Below are 17502 nucleotides of genomic sequence, written 5' to 3'. Positions count from 1 at the left end.
TCCCCCACGGCGGCAGCGGCATATTCACCGCCACCAGTTGAGGACGTTACGGAAGGTGGGCACAGCGCAACACCCCCTTCGGGCCCAATCTTGAATGGTCCGAACGGACTATGCGTACGCGGCAGATCACCCAGGGGAGTGAGCGCAGGACATACGTGAGAAAGGACGCGAGTGCGGGCGTTCCGGGTGAGCCGCGCGGGGCGCGGGGTGGCACATGAGGGACGTACGAGGGGGAAACGGACAGGAACCGTCGCGGTTCGGGAACGCGAGGGCACGAGCGGGGGGGTGTACGCGGGTGGTCAGGCCGGGTAGCAACTGCTGTGACAGTTGTGAACAGCTTAGGCCAAGGCCTGTACGCCTGTCCGGAAAACGCGCAAGGAGGCCCCGTGGGGGCAGCCGGCCTCGGTACGCGGCGGGCCGATGTCACAACCTGGTACGCGAACATCCCGTTACCCACCCGCTCCCGCGGAACGCCATGGCCGACGGATTAGGCTGACTCCATGCCAAAGAAGCGCTCGGGCGGTGGTCTGACCGGGACCCAGCAGGCCGCCAAGTTCGTCGGTGTCAGCGTGCTCGCCGGAGCCGTACTGGCGGGCATCGCCCTGCCCGCCGCGGGAGCGCTCGGGCTCGCGGCGAAGGGCACGGTCCAGGGGTTCGACGAGATCCCCGCCAACCTCAAGCGGCCGCCGCTGAGCCAGCGCACCACGATCCTGGACTCACGGGGCGGCCAGATCGCCACGGTCTACTCCCGTGACCGCACGGTGGTGGACCTCAAGGACATCTCCCCGTACATGCAGAAGGCGATCGTCGCCATCGAGGACTCGCGCTTCTACGAGCACGGAGCCGTCGACCTCAAGGGCGTGCTGCGCGCACTCAACCGCAACGCCCAGTCCGGCGGGGTCGCCCAGGGCGCGTCGACGCTGACCCAGCAGTACGTGAAGAACGTCTTCGTGGAGGAGGCCGGCGACGACCCGGACAAGGTCGCGGAGGCCACCCAGCAGACCCTCGGCCGCAAGATCCAGGAGCTGAAGTACGCGATCCAGGTCGAGGAGGAGCTCGGGAAGAAGAAGATCCTCGAGAACTACCTCAACATCACGTTCTTCGGGCAGCAGGCGTACGGCATCGAGGCCGCGGCCCAGCGGTACTTCTCCAAGCGCGCCAAGAACCTCACGCTGGAGGAGTCGGCGATGCTGGCCGGCATCGTCCAGTCGCCGAGCCGCTACGACCCGGTCAACGACGTCCAGGAGGCGACCAAGCGCCGCAACGTCGTGCTGACGCGCATGGCGGCCGTCGGTGACATCAGCGAGGCGGAGGCGCAGCGCGCGAAGGCGACCCCGATCACGCTGAAGGTGAGCAAGCCGAAGAACGGCTGCATCACCGCCGTCGACGGCGCCGGCTTCTTCTGCGACTACGTCCGCGAGGTCTTCCTCTCGGATCCGGTCTTCGGCAAGAACCGCGAGGAGCGCAGCAAGGTCTGGAACCGCGGCGGTCTGACGATCAAGACCACGCTCGACCCGCAGGCGCAGAAGTCGGCGCAGGAGTCGATCAAGGACCACGTCTACCAGACCGACAAGGTCGCCACCGCGGTCACGATGGTCCAGCCCGGCACCGGCAAGATCATGGCCATGGGGCAGTCCCGGCCGTACGGCTTCGGGAAGAACGAGACCCAGATCAACTACTCGGTCAACAAGGGCATGGGCGGCTCGAACTACGGCTTCCCGACCGGTTCGACGTTCAAGCCGTTCGTGGCGGCCGCCGCCCTGGAGCAGGGCAAGCCGCCGACGCAGATGTACCCGTCGCCGTACGAGATGCCCTACCCCTCCTCCGTCTCTACGTGCAGCGGCAGCCCCTGGAGGAACCAGGGCGACACCGTGGAGAACGAGAACGAGTCGGAGGTCGGTCCGTACGCGCTGAAGGACGCGATGGCCAAGTCGGTCAACACGTACTTCGTGCAGATGATCGGCGAGATCGGCATGTGCCCGGTCGTGGAGATGACCGACAAGCTGAACGTGGTCATGGGCAACGACGAGAAGCTGCCCGAGAAGCCCTCCAGCCTCACCCTCGGCTCCGACGGCATCTCGCCGCTGAACATGGCGGCCGCGTACGCCGCCTTCGCCAACCGCGGCACGTACTGCACGCCCACCGCCATCGAGTCGATCAGGACGGCGGACGGCAAGAGCCTGAAGGTGCCGAAGTCCGAGTGCGCCAAGGCCATGTCGGAGCGGACCGCCGACACCATCAACAGCCTGCTGCGCGGTGTGATCGACTCGGGTACGGGCCAGGAGGCCGGTCTCAGCAGCCGTGACAACGCGGGCAAGACCGGTACGACGGACGCCCGCAAGAACGCCTGGTTCGTCGGCTACACCCCGAACCTCTCCGGCGCGGTGTGGGTCGGCGACCCGAGCCAGGACGTGCAGATGGAGTACATCACCATCGGCGGCCGGTACCACGACAAGGTCTTCGGCGGAAAGGTGCCGGGGCCGATCTGGAAGGACGCCATGACCGGCGCGCTGGACGGCCGCGAGGCGCCGGACTTCGTCCGCGTTACGATCCCCGACGCCCCGAAGGACGGCAAGGGGAAGGGCAAGCCCTCCGGCGACGACAAGCCGGGCGACGGTGACGGCGGCGACGACGGCAAGCCGGGCGACGACGACCCCTGGGGCGGCATCACCATCCCGCCGGACCTGATCGGCGGCAACCACCGCGGCGGCCAGGGCAACGGCGGCGGCTGGCGCTGACGCGCCACGCGACGAAGGGGCGCCCCGTCCGGATCACGGACGGGGCGCCCCTTCGTCGTACACCGGATGAGGCGGGCGCATGGTCCGCTTCCGGCCGGGACGCCGCCACCGGAGGGCGGCCGCCCGGGCTACGGGACCGAGGTCCCGGCCGGCGGGTCGGGATCCGCTCAGCGGGGTCAGGATCCGCTCAGCCGGCCAGGAGCTGCTTGACCACGGCGGCGACGCGGCCGCCCTCGGCGCGGCCGGCGACCTTCGGGTTCACGATCTTCATCACGGCGCCCATCGCGCGCGGACCCTCGGCACCGCCCGCCCTGGCCTCCTCGACCGCCTGGGCCACGATCTGCTCCAGCTCCTCGTCACCGAGCTGCTTCGGCAGGTACGCGTCGAGGATGACGCCCTCGGCCTTCTCACGCTCGGCCTGCTCGGCACGACCGCCCTGCCCGAAGGCCTCGGCCGCCTCGCGGCGCTTCTTCGCCTCCTTGGCGATCACCTTCTGCACCTCGTCGTCGGAGAGCTCGCGCTTCTCCTTGCCGGCCACCTCCTCCTTGGTGATGGCGGAGAGGGTCAGCCGGAGGGTCGAGGAGCGGAGCTCGTCGCGGTCCTTGATCGCGGCGTTGAGGTCTTCCTGCAGCTTGGACTTGAGCGTGGTCATGCGGACAAGTGTGGCAGGTGCGACGACCACGACGCCCGTGCATTTCCCGCGCCTCCAGGGTTCTGGGACGATGGCGGTATGCGCGCGCGATACGGAGTTCCCCTGAAAGTCACCGCAGGAATCGCAGCGGCCGGCGCGGCCGGTCTGGCCTACGCCGCCGGGTTCGAGGCCCGCTCGTTCCGGCTCCGCCGGATCACCGTCCCCGTACTGCCGCGCGGGACCCGGCCGTTGCGGATGCTCCAGGTGTCGGACATCCACATGGTGAGCGGCCAGCGCAAGAAGCGGGCGTGGCTCCAGTCGCTCGCGGGGCTGCGTCCGGACTTCGTGGTCAACACCGGCGACAACCTCTCGGACCCGAACGGCGTACCGGAGCTGCTGGACGCGCTGGGGCCGCTGCTCGACTTCCCCGGCGTGTACGTCTTCGGCTCCAACGACTACTACGGGCCCAAGCTCCGCAACCCGGCCCGCTACCTGCTCGAGAAGGCCCAGGGGCGGCACGGCCTGAACGGCAACGCGCCGGCGGTGGGGGCAGTGCACAACCCGTGGGAGGAGATCCGCGACAGCTTCGACACGGCGGGCTGGGTCAACCTCACCAACACGCGCGGCCGCCTCAAGCTGGAGGGCCTGGAGCTGGCCTTCACCGGCCTGGACGACCCGCACATCAAGCGGGACCGGTACGACAGGGTCGCCGGCGGCCCGGAACCGGACGCGGACCTGTCCCTGGCCGTCGTGCACGCCCCGTACCTGCGCTCACTGGACGCGTTCACGGCCGACGGCTACCCGCTGATCCTCGCGGGCCACACGCACGGCGGCCAGCTCTGCATCCCCTTCCACGGGGCGCTGGTCACCAACTGCGACCTGGACACCGACCGGGTCAAGGGCCTGTCCACCCACCGCGCCGGCGGTAACACCGCGTACCTCCACGTCTCCGCCGGGTGCGGCACCAACCGGTACACCCCGGTCCGCTTCGCCTGCCCGCCGGAGGCCACGCTGCTGACCCTGACCGCGAAGGACTGACCCGGAGCCCGGCCACACCCCCCGGGCGCCCGCCCCTGGGGCCCGCGAGAACTGGATTTCGTCTCCGGCCGCCGGTGGGCTAAAGTAAACGACGTCGCCGGGACACACGGTGACATCGGGGTGTAGCGCAGCTTGGCAGCGCGCTTCGTTCGGGACGAAGAGGTCGTGGGTTCAAATCCCGCCACCCCGACAGCAGAAACACCAGGTCAGGGGCCTGATCCGCGAGAGCGGGTCGGGCCCCTGACTGGTTTGCGGGTGCTAGGTCAAGGCTCCCGTCACCATGCCCAGCAGCGTGAGCCCGAGGAAGACCGAGTCCCAGACCAGGGCGTGGCGGATGCAGCGGTATTTGGTCCAGGCGATCTGGGACAGGACGGCGAGCTGGCTCAGGTCGCGGGACACGAGGTCGGTGTGGCGGACCGTCCGCTCCAGGTGGGCCATCGTCGTCACGAGCCTCGTATCGCCGAAGTAGTGGGTGCGGAGGCGACGCGGGGCGCCGAGCCGGGGGGTGACGGCCAGTCCCAGCAGGGCGAGGGCGGGTACGCAGGCGGCGCAGCCCACGTACAGGAGGACCTGTGGGAGGAGGGCGTACTGCCGTGGGGCGATGACGCCGCTGCCGATGGCGCCGAGCAGGGCGGTCAGGGCCGCGCCGAGGGACGCCAGCAGGAGGCCCGCCTTGTTGTCGGCCTTCACGAGCTCCTCGCGTGCCTCGGCCAGCAGGATCCTGGCGAGCTCCGCGCCGCGGTCGGTCGTGATACCGGTGTTGGTACCGGTGTCCGGATCCGGGTCCGGGTCCGCCTCGCGTCCGGGTATGGGCATGCTTCCCCTCCGTTCCCTGTGGTGAGGTACGACCGCCCCGGCGGGCGGGGCGGCCGTGGTGCCGACGGGTCGGGTCAGACGGCCGATGAGCGGCGGATCTCGTCCTCCAAGGCGTTCACCGCCTGCCGGACCCGGATGTTCATCGCGGCCGTGTGTTCCCGGAACGCCGCCTCCGACTCGGCACGGTGCCGGCGGACCTCCTGTTCGATGGAGTCCTGGGCGATCTCGAGGTCGGCCAGGGCGCGCCGCTCGGCCAGCCGGATCTGCTCGCCGTGGATCTTGACCGCGCTGTTGCTCGCGCCGGTGAGCATCCGGTCGTACGCGGATTCACCACCGAGGTACTTCACCAGCACGGGCAGGACGTCGAGGAGCACGAACAGCAGCCGGACCAGCCAGATGCCGACGAAGAGGACCGGGTTCCCGGTCGCGAGCTCGTCGAGCGCCCGCATCCGCTCCAGGACACCGATCTCCTTCTGCTTGGCCCGCTCCTGCTCCAGCCTCCGCTCGATGCCGTCGGCCCGGGCCTTGAGGAAGGCGCCGCGGGACACGGTCTGCTTCCCCTCGATCTCCGCGATACGGCCGTGCATGCGGGCCAGCCGCTGTTCGTTCTCCTCGGTGCGGTGGGTCGTCCGGTAGTCGCGCGCCTTGGCTCGCAGCCGCACGCACTCCGACGTCCGCTGGTACACGTTGGTGCCCGCGATGCGGATGAGCCGCCGGCACTCCTCGCGTACCTCCGCGTCGATGGCTTCCAGTCCCGCGGTGTCGCGGTCCACCCGCTGTTGCAGCACGGTCGCGTCCGCGCGCAGGGCGGCGAGCTCCTCGGCCCCTTCACCGGGCGTCCCGTCGAAGGAGAGGACGTACGTCCCCTGGCAGCCCGGCGGGATGACCGTCCGCGTCGTGGACGGTACGGGGTTGCAGCGGACCAGGTTCGAACGCAACCGGTCGATCGCGCCGGTGCGCTCGTCGGCGACGTGCTCCTCGACGGCCGTCTGGAAGACGCGGAGCACCAGCGGCTCGGCGATCACGGTGCCGAGCAGCAGGGCGATCAGCAGCCGGGTGAGCAGGGGCCCGAGCCGTCGCCGCGCGTTCGGCTGCGGGGTGACGAGCCATCGGTCCAGGTTGAGCACGAACAGCATCCAGATGACCGTCGGGACGAGCGCCACGAGGGAAACGCGACCGAGGGCCTCGGTGGCGAAGTTCCACATGGAGAACGCCGCGATGACGGACGTGCCGAGGACCACTCCGCCGAGTGCCGTGTACTTGCTCCGCTCGTACTTGACCCTGGCCAGCAGTTCCTCGTCGACACCGGTCAGGGCACGCAGCCGCCGGGCGGTGTCGAAGCCGCCGGTGCGGCGGCCGGTCCGGGCGTGGGCCGCGCGGTCGCCCGGGAGCCGGGTGGTGGGCCGGTCCGACGTCGTCCGGGCGGTGGTGCGGCCGGACGCGGGGCCGGATGCAGCGGGGCCGGAGGCGGCGGTACCGGCGGCAGCGGGGCCGGAGGCGGCGGTACCGGCGGCGCCCTGGCCGGTCGCCGTCCCGGAGGCCGGCACGTGGTTCGTCAGGAGGTCAGTCAAGGAGATCGTCCTCGTCCGTGACGTACCCGCCCCGCGGGTCGCGCGAGCCGTCCCGGCCCGTGGGCGTCCGCCCGGTGCCCGCCGACCCCGGACCGACCATGCGGGTGGCACCGGCGGCCGCGATACCGGGCGCTGCCTGGGTGCCGCCCGTCTCCCGCAGGACCTGTTCCAGGACCTGGTGGTAGTCGACGTACTCGCTGCCGCCCATCTGCCGCAGCAGCGTCAGCACCATGTCGCGGCGCATCTGTGCCTCCGCCGTCTCCCGCCCCTGGGCGTGGGCCCGGGCCGATGCCTCGGCTTCATGGCGCCGGGCGGACTCCTCCTCGCCGGTCCGGTGGATACGGGCCGCCGCCTCGGTGAGGTCGATCTCCTTGCGGGCGATGCCGAAGGCGTCCACGTGGTCGGACCCCTGCGAGAGCAGCTCCGCGATCCGCAGGGCGTCTTGGGTCTCGAAGTCGCGCTGGCCTCGCTGGAGTTCCTGGCTGCGCCGCTCGTCGCGCAGCTTCTGCTCCCAGTCCCGCAGGTCGTCGGACGCGTGCACCTCGGCACTGACGAACTCCACGCTCATGCCCGCGACCCGGGGCGGCACGATCGCGCTGTACGCGGTCAGACGGTGACTGACCTGTGTCCGTACCGCGTTGACCTCCTCCACGCGGTGCCCGGCGCTCACCCTCGGCAGGTCGGCGTCGCCCATCAGATACGCGCGCAGCGGCACCGTGACGTCGATGATGCCCTGCCGGGCGATGACGGTCGGGTCGGTCACCTGGCAGGTGAAGGCGGCCCGTACGGTGAAGTTGTCCGCCTCGCTCACCGAGGGGAGCGTGCGCTCCACTTCGACCAGGCGGGCCCGGGTGTCGACCAGGCTGACCGAGGAGGCGTCGAGCACGTCGGGGTGGCTCGGGTCGAACACCATGCCCTCGGGGAACGGGCGGTAGTTCCCGCCGACCCTGAAAACGTAGACCGCACCGGGCGGAAGCTGCGGCACGTCGTCGCGGCGGCGACGCCGAGACCACCAGGCGCCCTGGACCGTGGCCAGGATGTCCTCGGCGATGACCGGGTAGTTCACTTGCTTCGGCCTCCTTGAACGGAAGTGGGGGGAGGGGTGGATATGAGGGACGCGGGGGAACGCCCGCGAACGGCCGGCGGACGGCCGCGCAGCGATCCGATGAGCACCCGCGCCAGTCGTGCGGCACCGGGGATCGCGTAGTCGGGGTGCCTGAGGGCGATGGACAGGTGGTGGCACAGCGCGTCCCACTGCCGGCCGCTCATGGCGTCGCGCATGGCCTCGCCGAGGTCGCGTACGGCGCCGGTCACGGACGGGTCGTCCCGCAGCCGCACCAGGGTTCGGCACAGGGCGCTGACCGCCCTGCTCCGGTTTCCGCTGTGCAGGACGTCCGCCCAGAGGGACCCGAGGTGGCGGGCGCTGTCCGGGACGGTGCGCAGGAGTGCCGCGGCCAGCGGGTCGGGGGTGTCCAGTTCGATGGCTTCGAGGACCTGGAGGGCGGTGCGCAGGGCGATCGACCGCTCCCGGGACCCGGGTGCCGACCTGGCGATCACGGTCCGTACGTACCGGAGGATGAACACCGCGCGGTCCGCGTCCTGTCCGGCGGACTGAAGCAACAGGACCAGGGAACGGTGGGCCGAGACCGCGATCCGCTCCCCGCGCTGCATCAGGAACCAGAGCAGCTTGAGCGCGTCGAGGCGGTACAGGGAGCCGAGGCGGCCGGTCAGCGCCATGGCCGCCGTCACGGCACGGTTGGGCCCGGAGCTGTCCGTCCAGCTCAGAACGATGCCGAACGCCTCGGAAGCGAGGTGCTCGACGTCGCACATGAACTGCAGCGTCAGGGCGGCGGTCACCCGCTGGTTGGTGAGCCCCACGGACCACACCGTCAACATGTTCTCGTCGACCTCGACGAGCGCGTGCCGGGCGAGCAGCGCGACGCCGCGGGCCACCTCCGTACGGGCGTCCAGGTCGCCCAGCAGGGCCAGGTCGCCCAGCCACTGGCGCAGCGGGTACCAGAGCTCGTAGCCGTACAGGTCGTGCAGCTCCGCGATGACGAACTCGCGGACCCGGGGGTCGGTGAAGACCAGTCGCCGCTCGCTGCGCCCGGCGTCGCGGCCCGGACCGGCCCGGTACTCGGTGGTCACCAGGCCCACCGCCCGGTCCTTCCAGCGGGCCCGGGACTGCTGTGCCACCGTGCCGCGCAGGGCGGTCCCGGCCTCGTCGTCCGGCTCGCCGGCCGGTGTGCCGCCGCCGCGTTCCCAGTCGCGCACGTGGGCGGCGAGTGCCGCGCACTCCTTCTCGAACGTCCGCTCCGGGATGCCTTCCAGGAAGGCGAGGGCCGCCAGTGGGAGCAGGTCGTGCGCCGGGGGCTGCTTGCGGAACAGCTCCCGCACCAACTCCCGGCACCGGTCCCGAAGGGTGTCCAGCGCCTTGTCGGGGCCTTCCCGGGACAGGGCGCACGCCGCGGCGACGACATCGGCCGGCCGCCGCTGTCCGCCGACCCGCTCCCGCAGTTCCCGCTCGGTCTCCGGTGCGAGGTCGGTGTGCGGCAGCGCGTTCCTGCACCGCTCGAACAGCTCCAGGGGGTCAGGGGCGTGCCAGGGCACGCAGTGGTCCCGCAGCGCCAGCCGGCGGTGGACCGCCCCGCCCGCCGTCATGACCAGGTAGGAGCCTTTGCGGCGCAGTTCCCCGCTCAGCCGCCCGATCTCCCAGGCCTGTACGGCTTCGACGTTCCGCTCGCCGACGTAGTCGAGGATGACGTATCCCTGCCCCGGCTTGAGGTCTCGCGACGCGGCCAGCTCGGCGAGGGAGTTGGCTGGCGACAGGCTGCGCAGTCTGGCGCCGTCTCCCAGGACCTCCCTGAGGAGTGCGAGAGCGCCCGCGCTGCGTCCGCAGTTGTCCTCGCCTGTCAGGACGACGACGGCGTGTTCGCGCAGTCTGGCGAGCGCCTCGCCGAAACAGGGCCGTGGCGGGACGTAGAACCGCAGGGCGCGGTCGGACTCCTCGGGTTCGACGGTGCCGGGGGCCAGCCCGGCGGGTGGTGCCGCGCCGAGGCCGAACGCCGCTCCGGCGGCATCGACGACGCCGTAGAAGTTGTTGTTGACGAGCTGGTGGACGCGGCGCAGATCGTTGTAGCCCCGGTCGTCCTCCTCCCGTTCGTCCGGCTCCCGGCGCCGCTCGGGGGCGGCTTCCGGACCGGTGCCGGAGGCCTCCTCACCGGCCGGCGGCGCTTCCCCGGCTCCTTCCGGTGCGGACGGTTCGGCGTCGTCGTCAGGGCCGGGTACGGGTGGTACGAGCGGTACGGCCGGCCCGTCGTCCGGGTGCGCTCCGTCAGTCACCGGCGTTCCCGAAGCCGAAGACGGCACCGCGGGCGTTCACGGGTCCGGTGAAGTTGGCGACGCTGATCCGGTCGGCCCGGTAGTCGTTGCCGATCACCGGCCCGTCGGCCCGGCCCGCGGCGGCCGGTCCCGGCCGGGCCGCCGCGGGCTCCCCCGATGCCGGGGCCGCGGGGCTTTCCCGCCCCGCGGTCCCGGGCTCGCACGAGGACGCGGCCTGTGTGCCGGGCGCGGGCACCCGGAGCCAGGCGGTGGCCTCGTATTCCTTCACCTCCACCGTGACGCGGGTGAAGTCTCCGGGTGTCAGGGTGGTGTGACCACCGGCGACCGTGGTCCGGAAGACGTCGTCGGACAGCAGGAGTGCCAGGTCGGCGCCAGGATGGGCGGCCAGGGCGTCGTACAGCGACCGTGCGTTCAGCAGGCGCGCCGTGTTCACCACGGCCGTGCCCGCGAAGCCGTTGTCGGCCAGCTCCACCAGACCCTGGTGGATGACGGCGCGGAGCCGCATGCGGGCCCCGGGGACCCGCTGGGCGTTGTACTCGCGCAGCTCGGCGACGAGGTGGCGGACGTAGTCGTCGACCAGACGCGGTTCCTGGCCGTCGATGGGCCGCACCGCCAGTTGTTCGTCGCCCTTGCGCTGGATCTGCCACCGCGTGCGGTCCAGACCGGTGCCCCTGGCGGCCCGGTCGAGAATGCGCGGCAGGTCGTGCTGGATTTCCGACTGCCTCCGGTCGTTGTTGCTCCCGTAGGCCTCCGCGTCCACGGCTATGCAGGTACAGGGGTAAAAATCAGGCCACGCAGCCACCCGATCATTTCCTCTCTGGGCAGGCGATGGGCAGACACTGCCCATGAGGTGCTGTTCGAGAGGCTAGGAGAGAGTGGCGGAAGTGATTCCGTATCAGTACGGGTTGTCCGCGACGACTTTGGCGAATTCCAGCAGCTTGGGAACGTCACAGATGGTTATGTTTCGATAACTGCGTTCCACGAGTCCCTGTGCCGTCAGGGCGGCCAGGTTCTTCTCGGCCGTGTTGAGCTTGAGACCGGCCAGCGAGGCGAGTTCCCGCTGGGTCAGCGTCACGCCGAGCCGGCACCGCTTGCCGCCGCCGTCACCGTCCGGCACGGGGCGGGCGTACGCCTGGCACAGTTCGGCCAGCACGCGGGCCAGCCGGGTCAGCGAGTCGTACGCCTGGAAGTCGATCCGGCGGCGATTCGCCCAGCGCAACCGGGCGCACAGCATGTGGAGGACGGCCCGCATGGCGTCCGGGTGCCGGGACAGGAAGGCCTCCAGGACATGCACCTGGATGATCCGGGCGGTGACGTCACTGCACGCCACCACCGTGCCGGACCGGGGGCGCTCCTCGAAGGCCGCCATCTCGCCGACCAGGTCTCCCGCTATACGTACGGCGAGCAGCATGTCGTACCCGCTCTCCGCGCTGGCCACGACCTTCACGACCCCGCTCGTCAGCAGCAGGACGTGCCGGCTCCCGTCACCCTGCTGGAGCAGGGCGCGATGCGGCGGATAGGCGATCGGGGTGCCCTGGGTCAGGAGCTCTTCCCGCGTCGCGTTCCGCAGCCGGCCGAGCAAGGTGGACGGCGGCCACGCCTGGTTCAACAGCACCCCCGACGATCTCCCTCCGCGGCACAGCACGCCGATCGAGCCTGACCATGTTGCCGTCGAGCCGGGTGCCGGAAGGCGGAGACGGCACAATGTGGCCTGTTTTCCCGATCCTCAGCCGGAATTGACCGAACAGGTATTCCCCGGGGGTCATTTCTCCCGGGGACCTCGCGCGTCTCACCCTCCCCTGCGTCACCCGCACGGCGGGTGTGCGGTCGCGGGGGTGGGTGGGGGCGGGCAGGCTCGGGGGATGAGTGATTCGTCCGAGGGGCCGCGGGGCTCCGCGCAGCACGCGTACGCGCATCACGGCGGCCACCAGGAGCCGCGGGGGCGGAGCGGGTGGGCCGCCGGCGGGGTGATGTTCGCGGGTGTGCTGATGATGGTGATGGGCGTGCTCGGGATGCTCCAGGGCATCGTCGGGATCGCCGAGGACGACGTCTACGGGCGCGTCGGGGAGTACGTCTTCGAGTTCAGCGTCAGCGCGTGGGGCTGGATCCACCTGGGGCTGGGCCTGCTGGTCGCCCTGATCGGCGCGGGCATCCTCAGCGGGGCGGAGTGGGCGAAGGCGGGCGGGGTGGCGCTGGCCGCGCTCGCCGTGATCGCCAACTTCATGTGGCTGCCCTACCAGCCGGTGTGGGCCATCGTCTCGATCGCGATCGGCGTCTTCGTCATCTGGGCGCTGTGCACGGACGACACGGTTCCGGTGGCGCCCGGCAAGCACTAGTACCGAGGTTATCCACAGGTTGAGGACGGGCTGAACGCGTTGTCACGGCGATCGGGTTTCATGGACCCATGACTGAGCCGACAGATTCGCAGGCCGTGCCCGACTGGGAGAAGCGGTTCCGGGCGCCGCGGGTGTCCCTGCCCGAGTGGGCGTGGGACGCGCCGAGCCGGGCGCTGTTCGTGTCGAACGCGACCGGGACGTACGAGCTGTACGCGTGGGACCGGGAGACCGGGGCGCAGCGGCAGGTCACCGACCGGCCGAACGGGACGACCGACGGGGTGCTGTCGCCGGACGGGGAGTGGATCTGGTGGTTCTCCGACACGGACGGCGACGAGTTCGGGGTGTGGATGCGCCAGCCGTTCGCGGGCGGTGCCGACGAGCCGGCCGCGCCGGGGCTGGAGCCGTCCTATCCGGCGGGGCTGGCCATCGGGCGCGACGGGACGACCGTGGTGGGCCGCTCCACCGACGAGGACGGTTCGACGGTCCACGTCCTCCGGCCCGGACGGGTGCCGGTGGAGATCTACCGGCACCGGGAGTCGGCCGGGGTCGGTGACCTGTCGCACGACGGGACGCTGATCGCGCTGGAGCACACCGAGCACGGCGACGCCATGCACGCGGCGGTGCGGGTGGTCCGGCCGGACGGTGCCGTGGTGGCCGAGCTGGACGACACCAAGGGCGGCACCGAGGCCCTGGGGCTCACGGTGCTGGGCTTCGCGCCGGTGGACGGGGACACCCGGCTGCTGGTGGGGCACCAGCGGCGCGGGCGCTGGGAGCCGATGCTGTGGGACGTGGCGTCCGGCGCGGAGACGGAGCTGGGGCTGGACCTGCCCGGCGACGTGTCGGCCGAGTGGTACCCGGACGGGTCCGGGCTGCTGGTGGTGCACAGCTTCGAGGCGCGCAGTGAGCTGTGGCGGTACGAGATCGGCACGGGCCGCCTGGTGCGGGTCGACACCCCGGCCGGCTCGGTGTCGAGCGCGACGGCGCGGCCGGACGGCTCCGTGGAGTACCTGTGGTCCTCCGCCGCGCGGCCCCCGGCGGTGCGGTCCACGGCCGGCGGTGTCGTGCTGGAGCCACCCGGCATGAAGGCGCCGCTCTCGGTGCCGGTCGAGGACGTGTGGGTGGACGGGCCCGGCGGGCGCGTCCACGCGCTCGTGCAGCGGCCCGAGGGCGCGGAGGGACCGCTGCCGACGGTGTTCGAGATCCACGGCGGGCCGACGTGGCACGACAGCGACGCGTACGCCGCCGCCCCCGCCGCCTGGGTCGACCACGGGTACGCGGTGGTCCGGGTCAACTACCGGGGCTCGACCGGTTACGGCCGGGAGTGGACGGACGCCCTCAAGCACCGGGTCGGGCTGATCGAGCTGGAGGACATCGCGGCGGTACGGGAGTGGGCGGTGGCCTCCGGCCTGGCCGACCCGGCGCGGCTGGTCCTCACGGGCGGCTCGTGGGGCGGGTACCTCACCCTGCTCGGGCTCGGCACCCAGCCGGACGCCTGGGCGCTGGGCATCGCCGCCGTCCCGGTCGCCGACTACGTCACGGCGTACCACGACGAGATGGAGGCGCTGAAGGCGCTGGACCGCACCCTGTTCGGCGGGACGCCGGAGGAGGTCCCGGAGCGGTTCGAGGCGTCGTCGCCGCTCACGTACGTGGACCGGGTGCGGGTGCCGGTGTACATCTCGGCGGGCGTCAACGATCCGCGCTGCCCGATCCGCCAGATCGACAACTACGTGGACCGGCTCGCCGCCCGGGGCGCGGTGCACGAGGTGTACCGGTACGACGCGGGACACGGCTCCCTGGTGGTGGAGGAGCGGATCAAGCAGGTGCGGCTGGAGCTGGCCTTCGCCGCCCGGTACCTGGAGGACGAGGGCCGGGACGGGACCGGGGACGGAGACCGGGACGGGGAGGGTGGTGCCGGGGAGGGCTGAGGGGGCCGGAGGAGCGGCGCGCGAGGGGGCGGTGCGCGAGGGGGCGGTGCGGGCCGGAGCGGCTCGGTGACGCGCGGCCCGGGGCCCCCGGCATCCGGGCCCCGGGCGGAAGGGGGGCGACGGTGTTCCGTACCGTGGGGGTGTGTACCGGTTCCTGAGGACGCCCCGCTGGTGGGGGATCAACATCTTCGTCGTACTGGCGATCCCCTTCTGCGTGTTCATGGGGACCTGGCAGCTCGGGCGGTTCGAGGACCGCGTCGACTCCCACCAGGAGGCCGAGCGGCGGCCGGACCCCGGTTCGGTGAAGGCCGCGCCGCTGGACGAGCTGCTGCCGGTCGACAAGGAGACCTCCGGCCGTCCCGCCACGGCGACGGGGCGGTACGGCGAGCAGTTCCTGGTCCCGGGCCGGGAGCTGGACGGCAAGGACGGTGCGTACGTCCTGACCCTGTTGCGCACCGGTGGCGGCCGGTCCCTGCCGGTGGTGCGCGGGTGGCTGCCCGAGGGCGGCGAGGCACCCGCCCCGCCGGCCGGCGAGGTCACGGTGACCGGTGCGCTCCAGGCGTCGGAGCACACCGGGAGCCCGGGCGTTCACGCGTCGGGCGCCCTGCCCCGGGGACAGGTCGGCATGATCAGCGCGGCCTCGCTGGTGAACGTCGTCCAGGACGACGTCTACGACGCCTGGATCACCCTCCTGGACTCCCCGGCGGGGCTGACCCCGGTGCCGGCGACCGCGGCGGAGGGCAGTGGGCTGGACCTGAAGGCGTTCCAGAACCTCGGGTACACCGGCGAGTGGTTCGTCTTCGCGGGGTTCGTGCTCTTCATGTGGTTCCGCCTGTTCCGCCGTGAGGCCGAGCAGGCCAGGGACGAGGCGCTGGGCCTCGCCCCGGCCGCCGCCACGGACCCGGAGCCCGCGTCCGCGAAGGTGCCGGAAGCCCGGACCTGACGCGAGACGGCGGGGTGCGCGGCGGGCGCGGCCCGCACGCGGCTCGCCGGGCAGACCGGCCGTGAGGTGACGGGCGCGGCCCGCCAAGGTGCGCGCCGGGGCGCGCGCCCCGGTGTCACTGGGTGGGCAGCAGGCCCGTCCGGTAGACGGTGCCCGCGCAGGCGTTCGGAATGGTGGCCTCGGCCGAGGGGCCGCCCGGTTCGGCGGTGTGGCTGACCGTGACGCTGCCCTCCGCCCGGGTCCCGTCGCCGTCGTCCTCCCTGACGAGCTGCGGCTCCGTGGCCGCCGTGCCCGCGCCGTCCGCGCCGGCCGTCTCGGTGGACGCGCCGTCGGTCGGGCTCGGGTCCGGGGTGGGTTCGCCGCCGCTCGTGCCGCCGCTGCCGCCGCCCTCCACCGGGCAGGTCTCGCTCGGCACCCAGGCGAACCGCACTTCGTACGAGCCGGAGGGCTTGAGGAGGAGCGGGGCCGGTGCCTCCTGGGACGGGTCGGGCAGCCCGGCCGCCGCGTCGCCCGCGGTGTGGGCGACGACCGAGACCTTCGCCTGGTCGGCCGAGCCCGCCGCCTGGACGGCGACGCCGCCCGCGCCGGTGACCGCGCAGTCGGTGCCCGAGACGTTGGCGATGCGGAAGGTGCCGTACACCTTGCCGTCGGCGTCCGGCTGGCCGGCCTCCGCCGATGCCACGCCGAGCTGGGCGGCCTCGCACCGCGGCACGGTGTCCGGCGCCGTACTGGCCGGCGCCTCCGTGCCGCCCACGGTGCCGTCGGAGGTCCCGGTCGCGGGACTGCCCGGCTCGGGCGGGGCGTCCTCGCCGGTCTCGCCGGCGCCGGGTCCCCGGCCGCTCCCGGTGCTGGGGGCGCCCGGCCCGCCGGCGGCGTCGCCGGTCTCCTCGCCGGTGCCGCCCTGCACCTGCTCGCCGTGCCCGGCGTTCACGGGGCGGTCGTCGGAGGTGCTGCCCGCGCTCGCCACATGGACGGCCGCGGGGACGGCCGTGCCGAACAGCAGCGCGGCCGCCGCCACGCCCACCAGGGCCTGGCGCTTGCGCGCGCGCCGCGCCGGGACGGCCCGCCGCAGGTGGTCCAGCGTGCCGTCGGCGGGCTGGAGGTCCTGGACCGCGCCGTGCAGCAGCCTGCGCAGCGCCAGCTCGTCGACGGCGGGGCCACCGAGGTCGGGGGTCCCGTTGTCCGGCCCGTCGTGACCGTTGTTCACAGTTCCGTTCCCAGTCCGGTCGTTCTCGTTCGACGGCCCGTCCGGCCCGCCGGGCCCGTACTGTCCGAACCCGTGCTCGTGCTTGTGCTCGTACTCACTCATGCCGTGGCCTCCATGGCGACGCGCAGCGCCGCGATGCCACGTGACCCGTACGCCTTGACCGAGCCGAGCGATATGCCCAGCGTCTCCGCGACCTGCGCCTCGGTCATGTCCGCGAAGTACCGCAGCACCAGGACCTCGCGCTGGCGGCGCTGGAGGCCCTTCATGGCCTTGATGAGGGCGTCGCGCTCCAGCAGGTCGTACGCCCCCTCCTCCGCGCTCGCCATGTCGGGCATCGGCTTGGAGAGCAGCTTCAGGCCGAGGATGCGGCGGCGCAGGGCGGAGCGGGACAGGTTGACCACGGTCTGACGCAGGTACGCGAGGGTCTTCTCGGGGTCACGTACGCGGCGCCGCGCCGAGTGGACGCGGATGAACGCCTCCTGGACGACGTCCTCGCACGAGGCGGTGTCGTCCAGCAGCAGCGCGGCGAGACCCAGCAGCGACCGGTAGTGGGCGCGGTAGGTCTCGGTGAGGTGGTCGACGGTGGTGCCCGCGGTCGTCGTCGTGTCGTCGGCGCTCGGGGCTGCGCCGCGCTGGGACGGGATACGGGCCGTACGCCTAGCGGCGGGCACGGGGGCGATCACCGGCATGCCGCCGGGCCGGCGGGGCCGGAGCGGGCGCACCGTGCCCATGCCGGGGCCGGCCGCCGCTCCGCCCGCTCGGGCGCGGAACGGTGCCACCGCTGCGATGTCGAGTACCTCTGCCACGCCTGTTGGACACGCTTCCCCCCGTCAGGGTTGTACGCGCACGCAGCCGCTTTTGACGGTGCGACGTTTGCCCTCATGCGTACCCGCTCTTCCCCGATGCCCCGATGTCGCGGCCGCCGTGAAGGTGCGACCGCATAGACGCTTCCCGC

General features: G+C 72.2%; 14 protein-coding genes and 1 tRNA gene. 6 read left to right on the top strand and 9 right to left on the bottom strand.

Annotated features, from left to right (window positions below; genetic code table 11):
• The first annotated feature begins 500 nt into the window (after window positions 1-500).
• Entirely contained in the window at window positions 501-2738 is a 2238-nt protein-coding gene (locus ACZ7LK_RS25495; RefSeq protein ID WP_469462029.1) for a transglycosylase domain-containing protein, read from the top strand.
• A gap of 187 nt (window positions 2739-2925) precedes the next feature.
• Here the strand turns inward: ACZ7LK_RS25495 and ACZ7LK_RS25490 are convergent, their stop codons facing one another.
• On the bottom strand, window positions 2926-3390 hold the full coding sequence (locus tag ACZ7LK_RS25490; protein WP_392275456.1) for a GatB/YqeY domain-containing protein: 465 nt from the start codon (window positions 3388-3390) through the stop codon (window positions 2926-2928).
• A gap of 78 nt (window positions 3391-3468) precedes the next feature.
• Here ACZ7LK_RS25490 and ACZ7LK_RS25485 point away from each other — a divergent pair, with 78 nt between their 5' ends.
• The gene (locus ACZ7LK_RS25485) at window positions 3469-4407 is read left to right on the top strand and encodes a metallophosphoesterase (protein ID WP_471143601.1); all 939 of its coding nucleotides are present in this window, start codon (window positions 3469-3471) and stop codon (window positions 4405-4407) included.
• A 116-nt stretch (window positions 4408-4523) separates the two neighbouring features.
• Window positions 4524-4597 (top strand) — tRNA-Pro (locus ACZ7LK_RS25480).
• Window positions 4598-4665: 68 nt separating this feature from the next.
• Here ACZ7LK_RS25480 and ACZ7LK_RS25475 read toward each other — a convergent pair.
• The 6 genes from ACZ7LK_RS25475 to ACZ7LK_RS25450 all read right to left on the bottom strand — a co-directional run bounded on the left by ACZ7LK_RS25475 (window position 4666) and on the right by ACZ7LK_RS25450 (window position 11751).
• Window positions 4666-5223, bottom strand: coding sequence for a Pycsar system effector family protein (locus ACZ7LK_RS25475; RefSeq protein WP_471143599.1), 558 nt, complete (start codon window positions 5221-5223; stop codon window positions 4666-4668).
• A 74-nt stretch (window positions 5224-5297) separates the two neighbouring features.
• A complete protein-coding gene (locus tag ACZ7LK_RS25470) occupies window positions 5298-6794 on the bottom strand; it encodes a DUF4407 domain-containing protein (RefSeq protein WP_471143596.1) in 1497 nt (498 codons plus the stop codon).
• The gene (locus ACZ7LK_RS25465; protein ID WP_392275460.1) at window positions 6787-7860 is read right to left on the bottom strand and encodes a hypothetical protein; all 1074 of its coding nucleotides are present in this window, start codon (window positions 7858-7860) and stop codon (window positions 6787-6789) included. The genes ACZ7LK_RS25470 and ACZ7LK_RS25465 overlap by 8 nt, the downstream gene beginning before the upstream one ends.
• Window positions 7857-10136 carry a hypothetical protein gene (locus tag ACZ7LK_RS25460; protein ID WP_471143593.1) on the bottom strand — a complete coding sequence of 760 codons (2280 nt, stop codon included), beginning with the start codon at window positions 10134-10136 and terminating at the stop codon, window positions 7857-7859. Before ACZ7LK_RS25460 ends, ACZ7LK_RS25465 begins: the two co-directional genes overlap by 4 nt.
• Window positions 10129-10896 (bottom strand): hypothetical protein, encoded by a 768-nt coding sequence (locus ACZ7LK_RS25455; RefSeq protein ID WP_392275462.1) that lies wholly within the window; start codon window positions 10894-10896, stop codon window positions 10129-10131. The genes ACZ7LK_RS25460 and ACZ7LK_RS25455 overlap by 8 nt, the downstream gene beginning before the upstream one ends.
• 135 nt (window positions 10897-11031) lie before the next feature.
• The gene (locus ACZ7LK_RS25450; protein ID WP_471143589.1) at window positions 11032-11751 is read right to left on the bottom strand and encodes a Crp/Fnr family transcriptional regulator; all 720 of its coding nucleotides are present in this window, start codon (window positions 11749-11751) and stop codon (window positions 11032-11034) included.
• A 247-nt stretch (window positions 11752-11998) separates the two neighbouring features.
• Here ACZ7LK_RS25450 and ACZ7LK_RS25445 point away from each other — a divergent pair, with 247 nt between their 5' ends.
• From ACZ7LK_RS25445 to ACZ7LK_RS25435, 3 genes are all read left to right on the top strand, one after another.
• Window positions 11999-12472 (top strand): DUF7144 family membrane protein, encoded by a 474-nt coding sequence (locus ACZ7LK_RS25445; protein WP_392275464.1) that lies wholly within the window; start codon window positions 11999-12001, stop codon window positions 12470-12472.
• A 68-nt stretch (window positions 12473-12540) separates the two neighbouring features.
• Window positions 12541-14397, top strand: coding sequence for a S9 family peptidase (locus ACZ7LK_RS25440; protein WP_392275465.1), 1857 nt, complete (start codon window positions 12541-12543; stop codon window positions 14395-14397).
• 142 nt (window positions 14398-14539) lie between these two features.
• Complete coding sequence (locus tag ACZ7LK_RS25435; protein WP_392275466.1) at window positions 14540-15340, top strand: SURF1 family protein; 801 nt, start codon at window positions 14540-14542, stop codon at window positions 15338-15340.
• A gap of 115 nt (window positions 15341-15455) precedes the next feature.
• On the opposite strand, the gene ACZ7LK_RS25430 is transcribed toward ACZ7LK_RS25435, so the two are convergent.
• Together ACZ7LK_RS25430 and ACZ7LK_RS25425 are read right to left on the bottom strand one after the other, a co-directional pair.
• Window positions 15456-16649, bottom strand: a complete 1194-nt coding sequence (locus ACZ7LK_RS25430; protein ID WP_392275467.1) for a hypothetical protein — start codon at window positions 16647-16649, stop codon at window positions 15456-15458.
• Window positions 16646-17353, bottom strand: coding sequence for a SigE family RNA polymerase sigma factor (locus ACZ7LK_RS25425; RefSeq protein WP_392275468.1), 708 nt, complete (start codon window positions 17351-17353; stop codon window positions 16646-16648). Before ACZ7LK_RS25425 ends, ACZ7LK_RS25430 begins: the two co-directional genes overlap by 4 nt.
• Window positions 17354-17502 lie beyond the last annotated feature (149 nt).

The sequence above is a fragment of the Streptomyces sp. NPDC039423 genome, from assembly GCF_055598725.1.
This window is presented reverse-complemented; position numbering and strand designations above follow the sequence as displayed.